Raw genomic sequence first — 22422 nt, 5'->3', positions numbered from 1 at the left:
CCTCTTTTCCTCCCTGCTCTTCCGAGTCGTTGCATGTTGACAGAAAGCCACTTTCACGCCCCCTGGTGGGCCCGCAACCCCCATCTGCAAACCATTTTGCCCAAGTGGCTGCGCCGCTCGCCTGCCCGCTTCATCCAGGAGCGCTTCGAACTTCCGGACGGCGATTTCGTTGATCTGGCCTGGAGCGGCGAACCCGGCCAGGATGAACAACCCCTGGTGGTGGTGTTCCACGGACTGGAGGGGAGCATTCACTCCCACTATGCCAAGGGGCTCTTTGCCCACCTGCAGCGGCAAGGGAACGAGGCGGTGCTGATGCACTTTCGGGGGTGCAGTGGCGAGCCGAATCGGCTGCTGCAGGCCTATCACTCAGGCGCCATCGAGGACGCCCAGGCGGTGATTGCCGAGCTGGGGCGGCGTTTTCCTGGCCGTCCCCTGGTCGCCATCGGCTATTCCCTGGGGGGCAACATGCTGGTCAATCTGCTGGCGCGGGCCTGCCCGGCACCATTGAAGGCGGCGGTGGTAGTGTCGGCCCCGCTGCAACTGGCAAGCTGTGCCGATCGGGTCAATCAGGGCTTCTCACGGGTCTATCAGAACTACCTGCTGCGCACCATGCGAACCAACCTGCAAAGCAAGATCCGGCGCCAGAGCGCGGCACGGGCGCGCTGGCAGCCGGCCCAGATCACCCGCATCGCCACACTGAGGGAGTTCGACGAGCTGGTGACGGCACCGCTCCATGGTTTCGAAAGCGCCGATCACTACTACCAGACCTGCTCCGGCCTGAGCCTGCTGGCCCGCATTCCCATCCCGACCCTCGTCATTCACGCCGCCGACGATCCCTTCATGACCGATGCCGTCATTCCGGCGGCGGAGCAGCTCTCCCCTCTGGTGCGCTACGAGCTGAGCCGCCAGGGCGGCCACGTGGGCTTCCTGCACGGCTCTCCCTGGCGCCCCCGCTTCTGGCTGGATGAGCGCATCAGCCAGTGGTTGCGGGAACAGACTCAGGGCGCGAACCGGTAACCGTTGCGCCCCTCTTCCTTGGCCTGATAGAGGGCGCCATCGACCCGCTCGAGCAGCATGACGAGGCTCTCCCCGGCTCGCCACTGGGCTATCCCCTGGCTCAGGGTGAGGTGGGGGGCTACGTCGGAATCCTCATGGGGCAGAGCCCTGGCCGCCAGAGTGGCGCGAATGCGCTCCGCCACCTCCTGGCCACCGGCCAACGTCGTCTCCTGCAGCAACACCACGAACTCCTCTCCCCCGTAGCGCGCCACCAGATCGCCGGGCTCCCGCACACTCTCCTCCAGGCACTCGGCCACCAGGATCAGGCACTCATCCCCCGCCTGATGACCATAGCGATCGTTGTAGCGCTTGAAGAAATCCACATCGAGCAGGATCACGGTGAGCGGTACATCCTGGGTGGTGCCTTGCGCAATGGCACGCTTGCACGCCTGATCGAAGTGGCGACGGTTGGCTATGCCGGTCAGGGGATCCCGGTTGGCCATGGCATTCATCTTGTTTGCCAGCATCAGGTTGTCGTGCTCCCTTGACACCGCAAGCTCGAACCAGCCGTTGAGCATGCGCCGTCCCGTCTCCAGCACCACTAGCAAGACCCCGACCACTATGGTGTTGACCAGAACAAAGGGCTCAGGACTCCAGGAGGCTCTCATCAGCAAGAACAGCAGGGGGACCGACACCAGTGCGTAAAACAGCCGCACATCGCAATACGCGGCGACGAGACCGGTCAGCAGCAACAGACTGACCATGTTGAAAATGAAACTGAAGCCCCCCTTCAAGTCGACGATCGAGATGGTGTAACCCACCATGGCCCAGGCCAGCCCCCAGGCCAGGGCACAGACGCACAGGGACACCAGCCAGATGACATGGGATTGACGGGAGAGCCAGCCCCACCCGAGCGGCAGCAGCAGGCCAACACCTATCATGGCAAAGAGCTGCCATTTGTATGACCAGGGCAGGTTGCCGACCAGTACCAGGTGTGCATCCCGATAGATGTAGAAGCGGGTCAGCAGAAATACGAGGGCGATGAGATTGATGACCCAGTACCAGCGCAAACCGGCGCTCAGGGCGCGGCGGCGGGCATCGAACAGATGCTGTTCGAATTGACTGGAGGGTCGGCGTGCGTCAATGGATTGCATGGCACCCCTCGTCCAAAACGAGACAAATCCCTTGCGCTTGCCGACCAGACATCGACAATATCCGCAACCCACTGAGTGAAGATGAAATCATGATTATCCCCTGGCAAGAACTGGAGCCGGACACCCTCACCAACCTGCTCGAACACTTTGTGCTGCAAGAAGGCACCGAATACGGTGAACAGGATGTCAGCCTGACCGACAAGGTCGAAGCAGTCAGGCAACAATTGCTACAAGGTAGCGCCGTGCTTGTCTACAGCGAGCTGCACGAAAGTGTCAATGTCGTCCCAAAGACTCATTTAAGCAAGTCACCCACTGACGACTTCCCCCAAGCGTAACGCGGTCACGGCTTATCGGGCGGCTCACCCCGCCCTCCCCCTATCCAACTCGCACCATCAGGCCGCATGGCCAGCTCGCCACCCAGCAGCACCTATTCCAACGTACCCAGAGCACAGGGCAGCCCTTGTTCACCGCTATTGCCGGGAAGCGTGGGGGCAGCGGGAGGATGACGGCGCACTTGACCGCACTTTGGGCCACCCCTTATAACGGAACTCCCAAGGAAGAGAGAATTCTATGTCCGCCAAGCATCCCATCATCGCGGTCACCGGTTCGTCCGGTGCCGGTACTTCCACCTCCACCAACGCCTTTCGCTCCATGTTCCACCAGCTTGGATACAAGGCGGCCGTGGTCGAGGGGGACAGTTTTCACCGCTACACCAGGCCCGAGATGGACGTGGCGATCCGCAAGGCCCGGGAGCAGGGGCGGCATATCAGCTACTTCGGCCCGGAGGCCAACGACTTCGGTCTGCTGGAGTCCTTTTTCCAGGAGTATGGCCAGAGCGGCACCGGCCAGTATCGGCGCTATCTGCACAGCTTCGACGAGGCGGTGCCTTTCAACCAGATGCCTGGCACCTTCACCCCCTGGCAGGATCTGCCCGGCGAGACGGATCTGCTGTTCTACGAAGGACTGCATGGCGGCGTGGTCACGGGGGAGCACAACGTGGCGCGGCACGTGGACTTTCTCATCGGCGTGGTGCCCATCGTCAACCTGGAGTGGATCCAGAAGCTCATTCGCGACACCTCGGAACGCGGCCACTCCCGCGAGGCGGTGACCGACTCCATCGTGCGTTCCATGGACGACTACATCAACTTCATCACGCCGCAGTTCTCCCGCACCCACATCAACTTCCAGCGGGTGCCGACCGTCGATACTTCCAACCCTTTCAGCGCCAAGGTGATACCCAGCCTGGACGAGAGTATGCTGGTGATCAGGTTTCGGGGCATCAAGCAGGTGGACTTCCCCTACCTGCTGTCGATGATAGACGGCGCCTTCATGTCCAGGATGAACACCATCGTCGTGCCGGGTGGCAAGATGGGCTTCGCAATGGAACTGATCCTGCGCCCCCTGATCCAGCAACTGATCGAAACGGGCAAGATCACCTGAGCCAAGGAGCTTAACGATGCGCGCTGCACTTCTCTCATTCATGCTGGCAACCCTGCTGGGGGGTTGCAGCTCCGGCCCCGCCGCACCCACGGTCGAAACAGGCACCATGGTGGTTCGCCCGGCGGAGCATTGGACCTACGGGGCGACACCACGCTATGCGCTGGCCGAACAATTCCAGTATGCGGGCAACAGCGCCGCGCCCTGGCTCGAGCCGGTACAGCAGGCCGTCATCCGGCAGCTGGACGGCAAAGGCTGGCGCAGCGTTCCCCTGGATGAAGCCGACGTCTGGGTCGCCATCGGGGTAGCTGGCAGCCAGGACATGAGCGATGGCGAGATCTTCTCCCGCCTCGGCATGACACCGGGCCTGAACGCCGCCACCAATGCCCGCAAGGGGACCCTGGCCATCGTGCTGCTCGACGGGCATAGCCAGAAAGCGGTGTGGAGCAGCGCCATCCAGCTCGCCAGCGACGTGCCTGTCGCAGAGGAAGCCCGTGGCCAGCTTAGCCAGCAACTGGCCGCCCAGTTGCTGGGCTCGCTACCGTCAGACTGATGTCTCTTTCAACAAAAACGGCCTGCTTCACGCAGGCCGTTTTCCATGCACGCCGTGACGGCATCAGGGTCACTTCAACTCGCAGGTCAGCTGGGTCACACCGCTCTTGACCAGGGTGGCCTGCTTGTCCTGACGGGAGAAGGTAGTCACCCCGTCGGAATAGCTGGCAGTCTCTTTGGGCGACTCGATGCGCCCCAGCTTGTGATAGACACCGGCATAAGGGAACTGCACCATGTCGGCCTGGGCATCATAGGTGATGGCCAGCAACTCTTCCCCGCACTGATACTGGCTGTATTGATACTGGGTCTGCTGCGGCATGCTGCAGGCGGCCAGACCGAACAGGGGAAGCAACATCATCATTTTTTTCATCGCACTTTCCTTATGTCATGGCGTTATCGACGGGACAAACTTTAGCGGTCAACCCTCAAGAATTTGATAACTATGGGTAATTTCTACCGCTTTTTCCAACATCAGGGAAACTGAACAATATTTTTCCATGGACAGATCCACCGCACGGGCGACCTGCTTCTCCGCCAGCCCCTTGCCGGTCACCACGAACTTGAGGTGGATCTGCTCAAATACCCGGGGAACGGTATCGGCGCGGGTCCCTTCCAGTTCGACATGGCAGGCGGTCACGGACTGACGGGCCTTCTCCAGAATGGAGACCACATCGATGGAGCTGCAACCGCCGACAGCCAGCAGGATCATCTCCATCGGGCTGGCACCTTCACCCGGGTTGGCGCCATCCAGGGTCACCTGATGACCGGACTCGCTCTCCCCCACAAACTTCATGCCTTCCACCCAGCTGACCTTGGCTTTCATCTCTCACTTTCCTCTCAATGACAACAGTTCTAACGCCCATAGCATACCTCAAGCCGGGGTCGAGTGGCACATGCGCCATGATCTTGCCCGTTCCCGACGATAAAGCCCCGTTTGTGGCGACAGCAGCCTCTCCTGCGAAACGGACGACGACCCAAAGGGAAATAGATCGAAATCAACATCCGACCTCCTCTTCTTGCCTAGAATGCCCCGGACGACGCAGCAGATGGCGGCTCACCGGTGGACGGCAAAACCCCAAAGCCTTGTCAGCACAGGCAAAGGCTCTTATTCTACTGCGACCAAAGAGTAAGGAATGGCAAGCTTGGCAACTTGCCTGGACGCACAGTCCATAAAAATGACACTACAGAGGAAGTCTCATGATCATTGGCAAACCGCAAAGCGATCCCACCCTTGAGTGGTTCTTGTCGCATTGCCACATTCATAAGTATCCCGCCAAGAGCACCCTGATCCACGCCGGTGAAAAAGCGGAAACCCTCTACTACATCGTCAAGGGCACCGTCGCCGTCCTGATCAAGGATGACGAAGGCAAGGAGATGATCCTTTCCTACCTGAATCAGGGGGATTTCCTGGGCGAGATGGGGATGTTCGAAGAGAACGAGAATCCGGAGCGTTCCGCCTGGGTACGTGCCAAAGGCGCCTGTGAAGTCGCCGAGATCTCCTACAAGAAGTTCCGCCAGCTGATCCAGGTCAACCCGGACATCCTGATGCGCCTCTCCGGTCAAATGGCCAAGCGCCTGCAGCACACCAGCCAGAAGGTCGGCAACCTCGCCTTCCTGGACGTGACCGGCCGCATTGCCCAGACCCTGCTCAACCTGGCCAAACAGCCGGATGCCATGACCCACCCGGATGGCATGCAGATCAAGATCACCCGCCAGGAGATCGGCCAGATCGTCGGCTGCTCCCGTGAAACCGTCGGCCGCATCCTCAAGATGCTGGAAGAGCAGGAGCTCATCTCCGCCCACGGCAAGACCATAGTGGTGTTTGGTACCCGCTGACCGGGTTCCGCCGACGGCGCCCGCACAGCGCCGTTGGATAAAAAGGCTGCCCATGGCAGCCTTTTCCGATCCTCTCCCCTATAATCCCGAACGCTCCGCCGTCATGGCCTTCGCCAAGAGAACTCCTATGCACCTTCAATGCCCCCTTTGCCGCAGCCCCCTGCACCTTCATGCCGCCTCCCACGGGGTCTATTGCGACAACAAGCACCACTTCGATCCCGCACCGGAAGGCTATCTGGACCTCATCCCCGGCAAGAAGAACCCCAAGGACAGCGACAGCCGGGCCCTGCTGCGCGCCAAGCGCCGCTTCCTGGAACAAGGCCACCAGCTGCCTCTGGTGGACGCCATGGCGAACCTGCTCGCTCCTCTTGGCGATCGCGAGCTTGTCCACCTCGGCTGTGGCGAGGGGTACTACTGCCGCGCCCTGGCTGAGCGGCTGCCCGGCTGGCAGGTCGGCGGTTTCGATCTGGCCAAGAATGCCATCTTCGCCGCCAACAAGGCGCAACCGGAAGGCCAGTTCGTCATCGCCGACCCGGCGCGCGCCCCGCTACTGCCTGGCACGGCCCAGGTGCTGCTGGTCAACGACCTCAAGGTCAAGACGGAACTCCTGGTCAGCTGGCTGGCGCCGGGCGGCTATCTGCTCCACGTGCAGCCAGGCCCTCGCCATCAGTGGCAATTGCGCGTCAGCCTCAATCCGGTGAGCATGGAACATCCCCTGAGCTGGCCCGCCCTCACCGGGCTCGTCAATGTTGCTCAGCAACGCGCCCAGTTCAGTACGGCGCTGGATCAGGGCCTGCGCGAGCACATTCTGGAGACCAGTCGCCTCGGCTGGCGTGCCAGCGGTGAGCAGCGCCACGCCTTCACCCACCAGGGGCCCGACGCCCTCGAGCAGGATCTGCTGCTCAGCCTGTGGCAAAAACCGCTGTGAACCGTTGACATACCATGAAAAAAGGCCCTGACGGGCCTTTTTGACAAAGCGAGTGCGCCTTTTCCCTGACAGGGAAGAGACACCCAACCACGCAGCAAGACAAAAATGGGGCCATCGGCCCCATTTCTCATCACGGCAGATCAGTTGCAGCTCGCCGCGCCCTGATCGACCCAGACGGCGGCCTTGCCGGGCTCATCGCCCTTGGTCCAGTACTGGGCCTTCCACTTGCGGCCGTTGTGGCTGGTGACATCACCGCCGTTGTAGACCACTCCGGCATCCCAACCCAGTTGTACCTGGCTCACCAGTTTCCACTGATCGGCGGTGCGGCTCGGCTCGTTGCCCTGGGTCCAATACTTGGCCTGCCACACCAGTTGCTTGTGGCTCACCTTGTCATTGGTGTTGTAGACGGTACCTGCACTCCAGGCCGGGTGGTTGGCCGCATCCGGATCGCTGGCCTCGCAGCCACCACCTGTACTGGCCGGCTTGACGGTCAGGCGGGTAACGGCTGTGGCATCCAGCGCCCCATCGGTGACCACCAGGGTCAGATCGTAGGCCGTGTCACTGGTCACGTTCGAGCCCGTTACTACCAGGGTCGCGCTGTCCAGACCGGTGGCGCTGAGCCCGGCCGGCACTGTCCACTGATAGCTCAAGGCATCACCATTGGGGTCGGAAGCGGTGGCCTTGATGCTCACCTGCTTGCCGGCCTCGACGGTCGCACTGGCCGGTACGCTGACCACGGGGGGCAGGTTCGGCTGCGGCGCCTTGTTGGTGACCACCACCTGATCCTTGGCCGAGAGCCCCTGATCGTCGGTCACGGTCAGCTCGAACACCAGATTGATGTCGCTGCTGACGGCATCCAGTACCACACGGGCCTTGGCCTGGGTGGCATCCAGCAGGCTGGCCTGGGGTCCGGAGACCTGTTTCCAGCTGTAGGTCAGCGCCCCGTTTTCCGGATCATGGGAGGCGCTGCCGTTGAGGGTCACCTCGGCCGGACCGGTGGCACTCAGATCGCTGCCGGCATTGGCAACCGGCGGCTTGTTGACCGGCGGTAGCGTACCCTCGCCGTGGCCCAGCCCCTCGTGCATGGCGTTGAGGATGTCGCCGTTGTCCGCATCAATTTCCCAGGCGAACAGACCGCCAAGCTGGTTCGCCAGCACGTACTGCCCCTTGGCCTTGACCGAGCGGTCGTTGTCGAAGGTGATGAGGTCGCCACTGCTGGCCTTGAAGACATAGGGGGCCTCGGCCGACTCGTCATAGCCCTGCTCCCAGCCTGCGCCCATGCGGTTGTTGACGATGTCGCGGTAATCCACCACGCCATTTTCCCAGGTACCGCTCACCGGTCCGGTGGCGGTGCCGGTGAAGGGGTTGCCGGCCTGGTAGTTCTTCACTCCGGTCCAGCCACGGCCATACATGGCCGCCCCTACCACAATCTTGCCCGGTGTCACCCCCTGACCCAGCAGCGCCTTGACGCCCTTGTCGGTGGTGTACTTGGTGGCCGGATCCCAGCTGGAGGCAAAGAGGTTGGTCTGGTGGGCCAGATTCGTCAGGTCGAAGGCGCCGCTGAAGTCGTAGCTCATCAGGAAGATGTGGTCCATGTACTGCTGGGCCGCCTGATAATCCACCTTGGCAATCTTGTCACCGCCGGCGCTGATGGCCGAGGTCAGCTCATACTGGCGGCCGGTCTCGGCTTCCAGTTCATCGAGCATGGCTCGCAACTCCTTCATCAGCACCACATAGGTGGCGCCGTCATTCGGGCCGCCCAGGCTGGGGTTGGCCCCCTGTCCGCCCGGGAACTCCCAGTCGATGTCCACGCCGTCGAAGAATTTCCAGGTCTGCAGGAACTCTTTGACCGAGGCGACGAAGGTATCGCGCTTGGTCTTGTCACCCAGGAAGTAAAAGGGATCGGAGAGGGTCCATCCGCCGACAGACGGCAGGATCTTGAGGTCCGGGTGGGCCTGTTTGAGAGCCATCAGGTTGCCGAAGTTGCCCTTGTAGGGCTCATCCCAGGCGCTGAGGTTGCCTTGGGACATCTGGATCGCCGCCCAGGGATCATGGATGGAGACCTTGAAGTCTTCGCGACCCGCACAGGAGCGCTGCAACGCCTCGAAGCTGCCGGAGATCTCTTTGAGGCTGTCGTTGATGCCGTTGCCACCGCAGATGGGGGTGAAGCCGTAGAGAATATGGGTCAGGTTCTGGGCCGGGATCTTGTCCACGGTGAACTTGCGACCATAGACACCCCACTCCACGTAGTAGGCCCCCACCACCTTGCCGGACTTGTTGGCGTAGGGCTTGTTGTTCTCCTTGAGGGGCGCATTGAGCGGCGCCAGGTGGCTGCCGTCGGTATCGGCGACCATCAGCTCCTTCTTGTCGGAGAGGGTGCAGCCGTCGGCGTTGCACAGGGCCACCTGCATCTGGTAACGCCCCCCCTTGGTGACCTTGAAGTTGGCGGTACCCGCGGCGGAGGCCGGGCCTGACCACACCTCCTTGCCATCCAGCAGTACCTTGGCGGTCTGTCCGACGTCACCGGACCAGAGGTTCCAGGTCACGCTGACGGGAGCGCCATCCTTGTGGACGGTCACCAGCTGGTTGTAGGCCGAAGCGGCCTGATTGACTTCAACGATGGCAAACTTGGTGGGGCCGGAGCCAATGGTGGGTTTGCCCGGGACAGCGGCGAAGGCGGAGGTAGTGCAAAGCCCCCCGACCAGAAGCGCCAGCAGGGAAAGTTTTGGACTTAACATATTTGAACTTCCTTATTTCGTTATTGGAATTAACAACGAAAAAGGCAACGCAACCTGCCAGGTAACGCAGACAACATCGCAACCATGGCTTGGCCCATGGACGATACAACCTGTGGTGGCCCCGCTATCCTAGGTACGCAGACCCTTAGACCGGAAGCTTTGCGTCCCGGACTTTCATCCGGTTTGCCTTTTTGCACAACTTGATTTGCGACAAAAATAATCGCCGAATGACTATAGAGGAGAGTCGCCCGGGTGCCACCTGCCAAAAGTGACACCCAGAAAGACTCAATTATCACCAATCACGAAAAATGGCGACGAAAATGGCGCCATCATCGGCGATCATGACGCCTGGATGGCATCCAGAAAATGTTCAGCCAATGCTCGATTCTGTGAGACCAGTCACTGAACCGGCATCAGCAGGCTGTTCATCAGTGCGCGCAGCTTGAGAGGTTTGACCGGTTTGCTCACGTAGCCGAAGCCGTGCTCACGGATCTGTGCCTGCAACTCGCTCTTGCGATCCGCACTGATGATGATGCCGCCGATACCGTTGCCGTGGGCCAGCCTGATCATGTGCAGCGCCTGCAACCCGGTCTTGCCGTCATCCAGGTGATAATCCGACAGCACCAGCGCAGGCAGGAAGCCGCCGCCGATGATCTCTTCCGCCTGCTCCAGGCTCTGGGCACAGCGCACCTCGCAGCCCCAGCGTCCCAGCAGCGAGGCCATGGCGATGAGGATATCCTCCTCGTTGTCGATGCAGAGGATCCTGACCCCTTCCAGCTGACTGTCTCGCAGGGCCGGGGTCGTCACCTGGCTGGGGATGACGGGCCGGGTCGCGAGGTTCAGGGTGATGGCAAAGACGGACCCCGCTCCGGGCCAGCTGCGCAGGGAGAGCTGATGACCCAGCACCAGCGAAATGCCGCGGGCGATGGCGAGCCCGAGGCCAAGCCCCTGCTCCCTGGCGGTGCGGGAGTGATCGAGGCGGGAAAACTCGTCGAAGATCGCCTCCTGCTTGCCCTCCGGGATGCCGGGGCCGTTGTCCCACACCTCGATGCGCACCTTATCCCCCATGCGGCGACAGCCGAGCAGCACCTGACCGCCGGGGTTGTAGCGAAATGCGTTGGTGAGGAAGTTCTGCAACACCCGCCGCAGCAAGCGCACATCGCTGTAGACCGCAAGGCGGCTCTCCACCACGGAGAACTGGATCCCACCGGCCTGGGCCAGCACGCCGAATTCCGCCTTGAGATTGTCCAGCACATCGCTCAGGGCGAAATCGAGCTTCTTCGCCTTGAACTTGCCCGCTTCGAGGCGCGAGATGTCCAGCAGATCCGTGATGAGATCCTCGGTCGCCCCCAGGGCGTCGTCGATGTGGCGAGCGATGCGGGCCGGTTCGTCCTCCGGGGGCAGCATCTCCAGCAAGGAGGAGGTAAAGAGCTTGGCCGCGTTCAGCGGCTGGGTCAGGTCGTGGCTCACCGCAGCAAGGAACCGGCTCTTGGACTGGTTGGCCCGCTCCACCTGCTGGTTTACCAGCAGCAGTTGGCGGTTGAGTTCGGAGAGCTCGTGGGTGCGCTCGGCCACCCGCGCCTCCAGGTGCTCGTTCGCTTCCCGCAGCACCCGCTCCGCCGCCCTGAACGGGGTGATATCGGTGAAGGTCATGACAAAGCCCCCCGCAGGCATGGGGTTGCCCTGCATCTCGATGACCCGGCCATCGGGACGCTCCCGCGCCGAGACATGGGGGCTGCCACGCTTCATGAAGGCAACCCGCCGCGCCACCTGGGCCTCGATGTCTCCCTGACCGCACAACCCCTGTCCGGCGTTGTAGCGGATGATCTCCTCGATGGAACGGCCCACCTGAATGAGACCGGGGGGATAGGAGAACAGCTCGATGTAGCGTCGGTTCCAGGCCACCAGCCTGAGCTCCCTGTCCACCACGGAGATCCCCTGGCCCATGTGTTCGATTGCCCCCTGCAACAGGCCGCGGTTGAAGCGGAACATGTCGGAGGCCTCGTCCACTATGGTGGCGATCTCCTCGAGCTGCATGTTGCGTCCCTGCAGGGCAGAGGCCAGCACCAGGCGGGCGGACGAGGTGCCGAATACCCCCGCCAGCAGTCGCTCCGTGTGGGCGATGAGCTCGGCGGAGGCCTGCATCTGGGGCGCCAGGGTGCCTCCCCGCTCGCCGGCGAAGCGACCGAAGGCCCGCTTGACGCGGCTGGAGCCGACGAAGCGGGCCGCCAGCATCTCCAGCTCCTTCACCGAGACCCGCGCATGATAAAGCGCCGAGGTGTCCCGGCTCGTCTTGCCGACGAAGTTGGCGGCCTGCAGCCGCTCGCTCACCGCCGCCCGTGACAGCAGGGAGCCCGCCACATAGCCGGCGAGGTTGAGCAGAAGACTCAGGAAGAGGCACCAGGCCCCCAGACTCAGATCCCGCACCGCCGGCCAGTCTGGGGGCGCCAGCAGGGCTTCGAGGGGGGAACCTGCCAGCAGTCCGCTCTCCGCTAGCAGGGTCACGAACCAGAGGCTGACCCCGAGGGCGAGCCCGAGATAGACGCCCTTGCGATTGCCATGACGCCAGTACAGGCCGAGCAGCAGGGCCGGTGCGAACTGGGCCACGGCCCCGAACGAGAGATAGCCGATGCGCGACAGACTGGTGAGATCCCCGAGCCAGAGATAGAGCGCCCAGGCCGCCAGCAAAATCAACAAGATGGCGCCCCGACGCACCTGCAGCAGCAACCGCATCAGGCGCTCGTCCCGCCCCTGTTGCCAGACCCGGCGCAGCAGGACCGGCAACACCAGATCGTTGCTCACCATGATGGCCAGGGCGATGGTGCAGACGATCACCATGCCGGTGGCCGCCGAGGTGCCGCCGAGAAATGCCAGCATCGCCATGCCGTCGAATCCGAGGGACATGGGGAGGCTTATCACATAGGTGTCCGATGCCATGTCTGCCCCGACCCACTGCTTGCCTGCCAGCGCCAGCGGCCAGATGAAGAGCCCCATCAGGAAGAGATAGAGGGGGAAGATCCAGCGGGCCCAGTGCAAATCCTGCCCCTGGTTGTTCTCCACCACGGTCACGTGAAACTGGCGCGGCAGGCAGATGACGGCGCACATGGCGATCAGGGTGTAGATGGCGAGCTCCAGCAGGCCGCCCGGCGTCACCGCCACCACCGCATCGAGGAAGTCGCCCGCCACCAGGGTACGCGCCTCGCTCGGTCTGGCGATGATGAGCCAGAGCGCAAAGCCCCCCACCGCCATGAAGGCGAGCAGCTTGACCACGGACTCGAAGGCGATGGCCACCACCATGCCCCTGTGGTGCTCGGTGGCATCCAGGTTGCGGGTGCCGAACAGAATGCTGAACAGGGCCAGCAGCAGGGTGACACCCAGCGCCAGCTCCGCCATGTTGCTGGTGGGGCTGACCCCCGTGCTGTTGGCCATCAGCAGATCGAGCCCGGTGACGATCGCCTTGAGCTGCAGCACCAGGTAGGGAAGTATCCCCATGACGGCGATGAGGCTGATCACCATGGCCAGGCGCTGGGACTTGCCATAACGAGCGGCGATGAAATCGGCGATGGAGGTGATGTGCTCGCGCTTGGCCACCAGGATGAGGCGGGCCAGCAGGCGCCAGCCAAACAGGAACACCAGCATGGGGCCCAGGTAGATGGGCACCGGCGACCAGGGGGATTCGCTGGCCTGGCCCACTGTGCCGAAGAAGGTCCAGGAGGTGCAATAGACCGCCAGCGACAGGCTGTAGAGCAGAGGCTGCCCCTTGGGGCGACGGCGCTTGTTCTTGTCCGCCACATAGGCGATGAGGAACAGCAAGCCCAGATAGGCGAGCGACAACCCGATCAGCAGCCATCCTTGGTGCATCTCTCTACTTCCCTTGTCCAGATAAGTCGGAGGTCTGCCGCGCCAGAGACCGGCAGACCTGTGTCATCGGCCCTGTTCAGGGCTCTCTTCACGCAGCCGCAACACGAAGACCGGCAGCACTACCAGCACCATGATAAAGAAGATGCCGCCCCCCAGCGGCTCGAACAGCACGCCGCAGATCGCCATCAGGGCAGCCACCGTCATGCCAAGGCCCAGGGCCGCATAGAGCGCCTGGGTGGGGATCTGCTGCTCCGCGGGCAACTGGCGGGTCATGAAGCGGATGGCGCCGAGGTGACTGACGCAGAAGGTGACCCCGTGCAACAGCTGGCCGAGCACCAGCACCGCCAGATCGGTAGAACTGCCGAGCAGCACCCAGCGCACCACGCAGCCAAGGGCCCCCACCAGAAACAGGGTCTGGGCGCCAAAGCGCTGGAGGAAGCGCTTGTCCGCGGCGAACATGGCGATCTCCGCCACCACTCCCAGAGCCCAGAGATACCCGATCAGGGTGCCGCTGTAGCCGGCGCTTTTCCAGTAGATGGCGCTGAAACCGTAGTAGGCCGCGTGGCTCCCTTGCAGCAGGGCGGTGATGAGCAGGAAGCGGCGCACCGGGGCCGACCTGAGCGTGACGAGCAGCGAGGCCTTGGCCCGCTCCCCTTGCAGCTCCCGGGGGGCGGGTCGCAGCGGCAGCAGGCTGAGCCCCAGCATGATCAGCAGCCCGGCCACCATGGTGTGCAGCACCCAGTCGCTGCCAAAGTTGCCCACCAGAGCCCCCACCAGGGTGGAGGCGACGATAAAGGCAAAGGAGCCGCACAGCCGCACCTTGCCGTAGTCGAGGTGGGTCTGCACCACCATGCGGGTGGCAAGCGCCTCTCCCATGGGCATCAGGGTCGGGTAGATGAAGTTGGCCGCCAGGGTCAGCACCACCAGCCACCAGAGGCTGTGGCCCAGATAGAAACCGAGGAAGGCCAGCAGACTCAGCAGACAGAGCAGCCGGGTGACGGGCAGCAACTGGCCGGCCCCCTTGACTCGCCCCATCACCATCAGGTTGCCGGCAAAGCGGATGGCCATGCCCACCCCCAGCAACAGCCCTATCTGTTCAGTACTCACCCCGATGCCTTCCAGCCAGAGCGACCAGAACGGCAGGTAGGCGCCATAAACGAAGTAGAAGGCACCAAAAAACAGGGCTAACCAGGAGAACGCGGGCATAGGGGCTCGGCAGCGGGACAAGGGGCACAAATGATAACCGATTTCGGGACGGGGATCCCCAGGCGGCATGACAGATAAAAACCATAAATATCAATAAAGTTGAACCTTTGTCACATCCCCCTGTCTATTGGGTAACACCGCTTCCTGATGAGTGTTGCAATCCTTCCACCCGCCCCTGGCGGGTTTCTTTTTTGCAGACGCCGACCTTCATGACAAAAGGGGCCCGAGGGCCCCTTTTCCTTCATGCTGGTCCACGACCATCAGAACACGTACTTGACCCGTGCACTGAGGTTGCGGCCAGGCTCGGTCTGCTTGCTGGTATCCGCGGTGGCGGCAAGGCCGGTGATGCTCTCGTAGCTCACGTACTCCTTGTCAAACAGGTTGAACACCCCCACGTTGAGCTGCAGGTCCTGCACCGGCTTGAACTGGGCATAGAGATCCACCACGCCCCAACCTGCGCTCTTGATGTTGTCGTTGCCTCGCGCATCCTTGCCCACCTTGTCCATGTCGTCGGCAAAGCGCAATGCGGTGTTGATGTTCCAGTTCGGCTGCTCCAGACGCACCCCGACGCTGCCGTTCAGGGGGCTCAGGCTGTTGATGTAGTTGCCCTCGCCATCCTTGCCCTCGATGTAGGCCAGGTTGCCCCAGACGTTGACCAGCTCGTTCAACCAGTAGTCCGCCTTGGCCTCGGCCCCCTTGGTGGTCGCCTTGTCCAGGTTCTGGTACTGATAGAGGGCGGTACGGCCTTCGGTGCCCACGGCCGTCAGCTCGATGAAGTCGTCGAACTTGTTGTAGAAGGTGGCCACTTCATAGCTGAACCCGCCACGGCTGCCGCGCACCCCCAGATCGATGCCGTCGCTGCTCTCTGGCTTGAGGTTCGGGTTGGGCTCGATGCGATAGCCATACGCCTGGTGGTTCAGGGTGGAGAAGGCGTTGTCATACATGGGCGCCTTGAAGCCGTGGCTGTACTGGGCGAACAGGTTCGCCGCCTCGTGCGCCTTGAACACCAGCCCCAGCTTGGGAGAGAACTCCCCTTCGGAGATCTTCTTCATGTTCTCGCCCGTGTAGGCGGGATCCTCATCCGGGGTCATCTTGTAGTAGTCGTAACGCACGCCCGGGGTCAGCACCCAGCGCTCGCCGAACTTGATCTCGTCAAAGGCCCAGAGCGCACTGCGCTCGCTGGTGGTGGAGGGGAAGCTCAGCTCGTTGTAGCCGACGAAGTCACCCGGAACGGTCGGCCCCTTGAAGCGGGTGCGCTCGTTGTCGGTGTGCTCGTATTCCAGGCCCCAGGCCAGACGCTGGCTGGCGAGCGCCTTGTTGAACTTCACCTGGGCGCCCAGGCTCTCCTGCTCGAAACCGTTGTGATCCAGGGAGTTCTTGGTCACATAGGGGTTGCCCGGCATGACCGGATACTTGGACGAAGCGTACTGATCCAGGGTCTGCTTGGCGCGGCTGTAGTAGATCTTGCTGTCCACGCGATCCGCCCAGGGGGCGTTCAGGGCGAGGCCATGATCCAGTACCAGGGAGAGGTTGTCGGTCTCCTTGTCGGTAATGGGCTGGTTGAAGACGGAGCCCGCCTTGGTCAGATCGATGGCATCCGGATCCTGCCCCTCGGTGAAGTAATCCACCGTCAGTTTCAGGAACTGATCATCGGAGAGATTCCACTTGCTCTTGAACAGCACGGCCTGGCTGACGATGTCGAACTCGTTCTTGTCGCCGTCATAATTCTGGGTGACACCGCCATCGCGCCAGGTGTAGCGCAGCAGGTTCTCGACTTCCCCGGTGCGCAGCGCCCCCGTGATGCCGGCCATTCTCTGGTGGCTGCTGGAGGCATAACTCGTGGTCGCATCCAGATAGCTGTCGCGGCCCTTGAGGAAATCGCCAGCATCCTTGGTGGTGATGGCAATGACGCCTCCCAGAGCATCGGAACCGTAAGCGGCAGAGGCCGGCCCTTTGGCCACTTCCACCTGCTTGATCATGTCGGTGTCGAAGTAGGTCTGACCCACGCCGCCATTCTTGTAGGCATCGTTCTGGCGCACACCGTCCTGCACCACCTTGACCCGGTTTTCGCTCATGCCGCGAATGGTGAAGGTCTGGGCATCTCCTGCGCCTCCCTGCACGCTCACCCCGGGCTCATAGCGGAACAGATCGGCGACGTTGCTGACGACCTGCTCTTCAATCTGCTCCGAGGTAATGACGGCGATGGGACCGGAAACATCTTCCAGCTTCTGTTCCATCCGTGAGCCGCTGACGACCATGACTTCATCGGCTTTCTTGTCTGCGGCGAAAGCGGGGGAGATCAGCCCGGCCGCCACGGCGAGGGCTATCAAGGAGGGGGTGTTGTTGTGCGCCACTGCAAAGTCCTTATTGAGAATTATTATCAAGCGGAAGGCATATTACCCCGCCAGAGACAAAGATCAATAATAAAGTGAATCATTCTCATTTCACTTTATAGTCATTCCCCCTTACACTGGCGCCACTTTTTGCTCGCCATGCCGCCATCCCATGGTGCAGCCTTTTCCCATCCCCTGTTTCTTGAGTGAGTAACCATGATCCGACGACTCCCCCTGCTCGCCCTGCCCCTGCTGCTGGCCGCCTGCGCCACCACGCCGCAGAACACCCCACCCGAGACCCTCTATCACGCACGGCTCGATACGGCCCAGGGGCAGGCGTTGACCTTCGAGCAGGTGGTGGCGCGGGTGGCGGATGCCGACATCGTGCTGGTGGGGGAGCTTCACACTCACCCGGCCATCCATCTGTTGCAGGCCCGTCTGCTGGCGGGGCTTGACGAGATGTCGCAGGCAGATGGCCGGGCCCTGGTGCTCTCCATGGAGCAGTTCAGCCGCGCCGATCAGCCGGTGCTGGATGCCTACCTGGCCGGACGCATCGGCGAATCGGCCCTCATTCGAGATGGCCATGCCTGGCCCAACTACCAGAGTGATTACCGCCCTCTGGTGGAGTTCGCCAAGGCGCAGCACCTGCCAGTGATTGCCGCCAATGCCCCCAAACCTCTGGTGAGCTGCGTCGGTCAGGAGGGCCCGGCCTGGCTCGACAAACTGCCGGCCAATCGCCGCAGCCAGCTTGCCCGCGAGCTGACTCTGGGGGATGACGGCTACCGCCAGAAGTTCATGGCTTCCATGCACCATGGGGATGCGGACGGCAACGCCCGTCGCTTCGCCGCCCAGACCAGCTGGGACGACACCATGGCCGAAAGCATGGTGGATTATCTGGGCAAGCATCCCGGCAGGCGCATCATGCATATCGCCGGCAACTTCCACGTGGAGGGGGGACTCGGGATCGCCAGTCGCATCGCCAGCCGCAATCCGGCACTCAAGGTGGCACTCATCGTGCCGCAAACCGGTGACGAGACAGCCCCCGGGAGAGACGCAGACGTCAGGGTCCACATCGCTCCCCTGCCGGAACGCTGGCTAAATGCAAAGGAAATGAAGCAAGATATGGGCGCACTGCATCAATCCCGAAGCCGTGACTGCAGCCAATGGTTGCAACCCTCAAAATAGCCCAAGGATTTCATATGGATGTGTTACTCGTCATCGACATGCAACAGGGGTTGTTCGATAACCCCCGCCATCAGGATGCCCAGGTCATCGCCAACATCAATCGTCTGGCCGATCGCGTGCGGGGCCAACACGGACGGGTCATCTATGTGCAACACGACGAACCGGGTTCCGAGCTGGAACCTGGCAGTGCGGGCTGGCAACTGCACGCCGATCTGGCCCCGTCTCCCCACGACAGCCGGGTGCGCAAGACTGCCTGTGACAGCTTCCTCGACACCGAGCTCGGCTTCCTGCTGGCAGAGCAGTCGGTAGACAGACTGCTCATCTGCGGCTGTGCCACCGACTTTTGCGTCGATACCACGTTGCGCAGCGCCGCCGCCAGGGGCTTTGACGCCTTTGCGGTGACCGACGCCCATACCACGGCGGACAGGCCGCACCTGAGTGCGGAGCAGATCATCCAGCACCACCACTTCATGTGGCGGCATCTGAGCCTGCCTCAAGGCAGAAGCGTGACCCTGCTCACGACGGATGAGCTGCTGGCCACCATTCAACCCGAGCGGGCGTGTTAAGCTGCCCGTCCTGATGTGAACACCCGATTGGAGTCTTGTGTGCGTCTACTCTCTGCCGTTGCCCTCACGCTGCTGTTACCGGCGCTCACCGCCTGCTCCGGATTGCCGGGGGCGGCACCCGATGGCCCGGTCCCCCTGTTCCACACCCATATCAACGACGACGGGAGCAAGCGCTTCACCTTCGAGGCCGCCCCTCTCGACGTCCTGCCCACCCGGTTGCAGGAGGGAGATGACAACCGACTGAGCCGCCGCGACAAGAGCCTGCTGGAACGCCGGGAAGCCCTGCAGGACGAGCAGCTCACCCAGATGCTGGCCACGCGCAAGTATTGCCGAAGCGGCTATATCGTCCTCAGCCAGACCTCCTGGAAGATCCGCGGAGAATGCAACGAGAGCGCCAGCCAGGCCGATCGCGATGCCTTCCCCAACCAGGCAGGCTGGCAGGAGTAACCCGGGACATAACAACAAAACGGGCAGCCCAGGCTGCCCGTTTCTCATCTCGCTGATTGTTCCCTCAAACGGGTTCATCCGCCGGGCTGGTCAGCTCGGCGCCATTGTCGATGCGTTTGTGCCCTTCCACCAGGTGAACGAAGTCCACCAGTTCGTCGCCGGAGACACGGAACGCCTGACCGAATCCCTTGACGAACAGTCCCTGCTCGGGCTTGAGCCGAAACAGCACGAAGTCCTTGAGGTTGGAGAGCCCTTTGACTATCTCGCCGAAGCGCCCTTCCAGCGCCGCAACGGCCTTCTCCCAGCGTGCGTCGTCGCGGGCCACCACCTCGGCGACCGCATCGAAGGTCAGACGCTTGCGGGCAAACAGCTCGCGGGCCCCGGTTTCGTCCTCGATCAGCATCAGCGATACCTTGGGCACCTGTTGCAGGTTGCGGGCGTGGCGAGCTATCTCGGAGATGAGCACATAGTATCCATCTTCCTGCAGCACGAAGGGGGCATAGCTGGCATTGGGGTTGCCTTCGCCATCTACAGTGGCGAGCTGCAGGGTACGGCAACCGTCGCGGAACTCGCGGATCTCCGGTTGCAGGCGGTTTTGCAGGCGCTCCTGACGTTCACTCATGCTTTCACTTCCTCTTGATACTGACGGCGCAGGGCCATGAAACGCTCCACCTGCTCAGGCAGCAGTTGACGCTGCTCGTCCCGGCCCAGGTAGATCATGAAAATGCAGCGGCCACTGTGGCCGAAGAACTGGAAGGAGTGCCCCTCCTTGCCCATGAAGAGCTTGCTGACCAGGGCGATGCCCGCCACGTTGTCGAGCTTGAGGTGGCCGTGCAGTTCGCCGTCCCGCCCCATCAGGTTGTAGTAGCCGCGCGCGTTCTTGCCCTTGGGGAAGGGAGCCTTCACCTCGAAGATGGAGCCATCGGATTCGACGATGGTGGTCACCTGACCCCAGCTGGCCAGGTCCGCCAGCAGGGCTTCGGCCTCCCCGGCCGGCACTTGCGTCATCAGGGCGGCAGGCAGATGGCGTACCACCTCCCACTCGCTGACGGCCAGCTCGGTGGCGAGGGTGGACGGGTGGGCGCTCGGGTCTTGCTCCAGCAGCGCGTGAATGCGTTGTGCAATGCTCATCGGTTCTCCCTGGATGATCTGGCGATGGTGCTCGGTGTCGCGGCGGATACTGTAATAAAGCACCTCAATTAACGCAATTGATAATCGCTTTCATTCTCAGTGCATTTTGATGGACGACTTGATATTCTCGGCGGCAACCCTATTTCATTCACCCTTCGGAGGTTCGCATGGGCCGTCGTTTTGCCCTCGCATTCAGCCTGCTCGGCTGTGCCCTTTCCCTCTCTTCCCCATCCGTCATGGCGGGGGAGCGTATCGTCAGCATAGGCCCGGCCACCACGGAACTCATCCTGGCACTGGGGGGCGAGCAGAGCCTGGTCGCCACCGATGTCAGCAGTCCGGAGCCCAGAGGCGTGCCCAAGGTCGGCTATCACCGTGCCCTCGCCGCCGAAGGGATCCTGAGTCTCTCTCCGACCCTGGTGGTCGGCAGCGACGAGATGGGCCCGAACAGCACGCTTGATCAGTTGCGCCGTGCCAACGTCAAGGTCGAGGTCATGGCCACAGCCCCTACGCTGGCCAACCTCAACGAGCGTATCGACACCCTGGCCCATCTCCTGGGTGACCAGGCGGCAGGGAGCAAGCTCAAGGAGGAGATTGCCGCCCAGAGCGACACCCTGGCGGCGCAGGCGAAGCAGAACAAGCCCCTCAAGGTCGCCTTCCTGCTGTTGCACAAGGGTCAGCCCACCAGCATCGCCGGTGGCAACACCACCGCCAGCGCCCTCGTCACCCTGGCGGGCGGCGTCAATCCGGTGGCTGGGCTCCACGACTACAAGCCCGTCTCCACCGAATCCCTCATCGAGCTGCAACCTGATCTGGTGCTGGTGAGCGGCCGCGACTGGCAGCAGTATCAGGATCCCGACGCCGTCCTGAGTCAGGTGCCCGCCCTGTCAGCCACCCCGGCAGGCAAGAACAAGGCTATCCACGCCATCGACGGACATGCCCTGCAAGGGGGCCTCAGCCTTCGTTCCTTGCAACAGGCGAACCAGATCGCCCAGTGGATCAAGCAGGGTTCCTGATGCGCCTGCCTCTGCCCTGGCTGCTCGCCCTGACCGGCTGCGCGCTGGCGTTGCTGCTGGTCGGGTCCCTCGCGACCGGCCCCATGTCCCTCTCCCTTGGTGAGAGCCTGCGCGCCCTGTTTGCCGGACCACAGAGCGGGATTGAGGCTCACAAATTATTGATCGTGCAGGAGATCCGTCTGCCACGAACCCTGCTCTGCATCGCCGTGGGGGGCATTCTCGGCCTCTGCGGCGCCGTGATGCAGGGACTGTTTCGCAACCCCCTGGCAGACCCCGGCATCATAGGGGTGTCGGGTGGGGCGGCACTCGGCGCGGCCCTGGCCATCGTGTTGCTCGCCCCGTTGGGCTCGCACCTGCAGAGCCTGCTCGGCCTGGGGTTGCTGCCCCTGCTCGCCTTTCTCGGCGGAGCCCTCACCACCACCCTCGTCTATCTGCTGGGTACCCGGGAAGGGGGCACCTCGGTCACCGTGATGCTGCTGGCCGGGGTGGCCATCACGGCGCTCTCCGGCGCCGTCATCGGACTGCTCACCTATCTCGCCGACGATCAGATGCTGCGCAACCTGAGCCTGTGGCAGATGGGCTCCCTGGCGGCAGGCAAGCCGGTCGATGTGACGCTGGCGCTGCTGACCCTGGCCGCTTTGCTGCTGCTGTTCATGCGCGATGCCAATCCCCTCAACGCCCTGCTGCTGGGAGAAGGAGAAGCACGGCATCTGGGGGTGAGCGTGCAGACACTGAAGCGTCGCCTCATCCTGCTCACCGCTGCCGGTGTCGGCGTGGCGGTGGCCGTGGCGGGCATGATCGGCTTTGTCGGCCTGGTGGTTCCCCATCTGGTACGGCTGCTGGCCGGTCCCAACCATGTCCGCCTGTTGCCGCTGTCTGCCCTGTTGGGGGCTGGCCTGCTGCTGGGGGCCGACATGCTGGCACGCACCCTGCTCGCTCCGGCCGAGCTGCCCGTCGGCATCATCACCGCCCTGCTGGGTGCCCCCTTCTTCATCTGGCTCTTGGTCAAGAGCCGCCGAACCCTGTAACAGGAGATCGC

The 22422-nt window shown here is 62.6% G+C and carries 20 protein-coding genes and 1 riboswitch; of the genes, 11 read left to right on the top strand and 9 right to left on the bottom strand.

Annotated elements, in window-relative coordinates:
- The first annotated feature begins 33 nt into the window (after positions 1-33).
- On the top strand, positions 34-1017 hold the full coding sequence (locus H7R73_RS04680) for a hydrolase (protein ID WP_042864338.1): 984 nt from the start codon (positions 34-36) through the stop codon (positions 1015-1017).
- Here the strand turns inward: H7R73_RS04680 and H7R73_RS04675 are convergent.
- Positions 999-2150, bottom strand: coding sequence for a GGDEF domain-containing protein (locus H7R73_RS04675; RefSeq protein WP_103260738.1), 1152 nt, complete (start codon positions 2148-2150; stop codon positions 999-1001). The genes H7R73_RS04680 and H7R73_RS04675 overlap by 19 nt on opposite strands.
- Positions 2151-2239: 89 nt before the next feature.
- Between H7R73_RS04675 and H7R73_RS04670 the strand changes: the two genes are divergently transcribed.
- From H7R73_RS04670 to H7R73_RS04660, 3 genes are all read left to right on the top strand, one after another.
- Positions 2240-2485, top strand: a complete 246-nt coding sequence (locus tag H7R73_RS04670; RefSeq protein ID WP_010673242.1) for a YheU family protein — start codon at positions 2240-2242, stop codon at positions 2483-2485.
- A 235-nt stretch (positions 2486-2720) separates the two neighbouring features.
- A complete protein-coding gene (locus H7R73_RS04665) occupies positions 2721-3590 on the top strand; it encodes a phosphoribulokinase (protein ID WP_010673241.1) in 870 nt (289 codons plus the stop codon).
- A 16-nt stretch (positions 3591-3606) separates the two neighbouring features.
- A complete protein-coding gene (locus tag H7R73_RS04660; RefSeq protein ID WP_042864340.1) occupies positions 3607-4140 on the top strand; it encodes a DUF4136 domain-containing protein in 534 nt (177 codons plus the stop codon).
- 69 nt (positions 4141-4209) lie between these two features.
- Here H7R73_RS04660 and H7R73_RS04655 read toward each other — a convergent pair whose 3' ends face one another.
- Both H7R73_RS04655 and H7R73_RS04650 read right to left on the bottom strand, forming a co-directional pair.
- The gene (locus H7R73_RS04655; protein ID WP_103260739.1) at positions 4210-4509 is read right to left on the bottom strand and encodes a hypothetical protein; all 300 of its coding nucleotides are present in this window, start codon (positions 4507-4509) and stop codon (positions 4210-4212) included.
- A gap of 48 nt (positions 4510-4557) precedes the next feature.
- Positions 4558-4962, bottom strand: a complete 405-nt coding sequence (locus H7R73_RS04650; RefSeq protein ID WP_010673238.1) for an OsmC family protein — start codon at positions 4960-4962, stop codon at positions 4558-4560.
- Between the two features lie 374 nt (positions 4963-5336).
- Between H7R73_RS04650 and crp the strand changes: the two genes are divergently transcribed.
- Together crp and H7R73_RS04640 are read left to right on the top strand one after the other, a co-directional pair.
- Entirely contained in the window at positions 5337-5975 is a 639-nt protein-coding gene (crp, locus tag H7R73_RS04645; RefSeq protein ID WP_010673237.1) for a cAMP-activated global transcriptional regulator CRP, read from the top strand.
- A gap of 127 nt (positions 5976-6102) precedes the next feature.
- A complete protein-coding gene (locus tag H7R73_RS04640) occupies positions 6103-6903 on the top strand; it encodes a putative RNA methyltransferase (RefSeq protein WP_103260740.1) in 801 nt (266 codons plus the stop codon).
- Between the two features lie 140 nt (positions 6904-7043).
- Here H7R73_RS04640 and H7R73_RS04635 read toward each other — a convergent pair whose 3' ends face one another.
- From H7R73_RS04635 to H7R73_RS04620, 4 genes are all read right to left on the bottom strand, one after another.
- Positions 7044-9641, bottom strand: coding sequence for a glycosyl hydrolase family 18 protein (locus tag H7R73_RS04635; protein WP_103260741.1), 2598 nt, complete (start codon positions 9639-9641; stop codon positions 7044-7046).
- Between the two features lie 111 nt (positions 9642-9752).
- A riboswitch (cyclic di-GMP riboswitch) is annotated at positions 9753-9839 on the bottom strand.
- A 201-nt stretch (positions 9840-10040) separates the two neighbouring features.
- A complete protein-coding gene (locus H7R73_RS04630; protein ID WP_103260742.1) occupies positions 10041-13502 on the bottom strand; it encodes a hybrid sensor histidine kinase/response regulator in 3462 nt (1153 codons plus the stop codon).
- A 63-nt stretch (positions 13503-13565) separates the two neighbouring features.
- The gene (locus tag H7R73_RS04625; protein WP_010673233.1) at positions 13566-14708 is read right to left on the bottom strand and encodes a 3-phenylpropionate MFS transporter; all 1143 of its coding nucleotides are present in this window, start codon (positions 14706-14708) and stop codon (positions 13566-13568) included.
- A gap of 260 nt (positions 14709-14968) precedes the next feature.
- Positions 14969-17062 (bottom strand): TonB-dependent hemoglobin/transferrin/lactoferrin family receptor, encoded by a 2094-nt coding sequence (locus H7R73_RS04620; protein ID WP_103260743.1) that lies wholly within the window; start codon positions 17060-17062, stop codon positions 14969-14971.
- Between the two features lie 195 nt (positions 17063-17257).
- Here H7R73_RS04620 and H7R73_RS04615 point away from each other — a divergent pair, with 195 nt between their 5' ends.
- From H7R73_RS04615 to H7R73_RS04605, 3 genes are read left to right on the top strand one after another with little or no spacing between them, the layout of a single operon-like run.
- Positions 17258-18226 (top strand): ChaN family lipoprotein, encoded by a 969-nt coding sequence (locus H7R73_RS04615; RefSeq protein ID WP_103260744.1) that lies wholly within the window; start codon positions 17258-17260, stop codon positions 18224-18226.
- Between the two features lie 14 nt (positions 18227-18240).
- On the top strand, positions 18241-18792 hold the full coding sequence (locus H7R73_RS04610; protein ID WP_039040040.1) for a cysteine hydrolase family protein: 552 nt from the start codon (positions 18241-18243) through the stop codon (positions 18790-18792).
- Between the two features lie 39 nt (positions 18793-18831).
- Positions 18832-19239 carry a hypothetical protein gene (locus H7R73_RS04605; RefSeq protein ID WP_103260745.1) on the top strand — a complete coding sequence of 136 codons (408 nt, stop codon included), beginning with the start codon at positions 18832-18834 and terminating at the stop codon, positions 19237-19239.
- 64 nt (positions 19240-19303) lie between these two features.
- Here the strand turns inward: H7R73_RS04605 and hutZ are convergent, their stop codons facing one another.
- Both hutZ and hutX read right to left on the bottom strand, forming a co-directional pair.
- The gene (gene hutZ, locus H7R73_RS04600; RefSeq protein ID WP_010673228.1) at positions 19304-19861 is read right to left on the bottom strand and encodes a heme utilization protein HutZ; all 558 of its coding nucleotides are present in this window, start codon (positions 19859-19861) and stop codon (positions 19304-19306) included.
- Positions 19858-20370 (bottom strand): heme utilization cystosolic carrier protein HutX, encoded by a 513-nt coding sequence (gene hutX, locus H7R73_RS04595; RefSeq protein WP_103261178.1) that lies wholly within the window; start codon positions 20368-20370, stop codon positions 19858-19860. Before hutX ends, hutZ begins: the two co-directional genes overlap by 4 nt.
- Before the next feature lie 167 nt (positions 20371-20537).
- Between hutX and H7R73_RS04590 the strand changes: the two genes are divergently transcribed.
- Positions 20538-21383, top strand: a complete 846-nt coding sequence (locus tag H7R73_RS04590; RefSeq protein ID WP_103260746.1) for a heme/hemin ABC transporter substrate-binding protein — start codon at positions 20538-20540, stop codon at positions 21381-21383.
- On the top strand, positions 21380-22411 hold the full coding sequence (locus H7R73_RS04585) for a FecCD family ABC transporter permease (protein ID WP_164882007.1): 1032 nt from the start codon (positions 21380-21382) through the stop codon (positions 22409-22411). The genes H7R73_RS04590 and H7R73_RS04585 overlap by 4 nt, the downstream gene beginning before the upstream one ends.
- Positions 22412-22422: the final 11 nt, after the last annotated feature.

Source organism: Aeromonas sp. WP2-W18-CRE-05 (assembly GCF_014168615.1).
Taxonomy (GTDB): domain Bacteria; phylum Pseudomonadota; class Gammaproteobacteria; order Enterobacterales; family Aeromonadaceae; genus Aeromonas; species Aeromonas caviae.
This window is presented reverse-complemented; position numbering and strand designations above follow the sequence as displayed.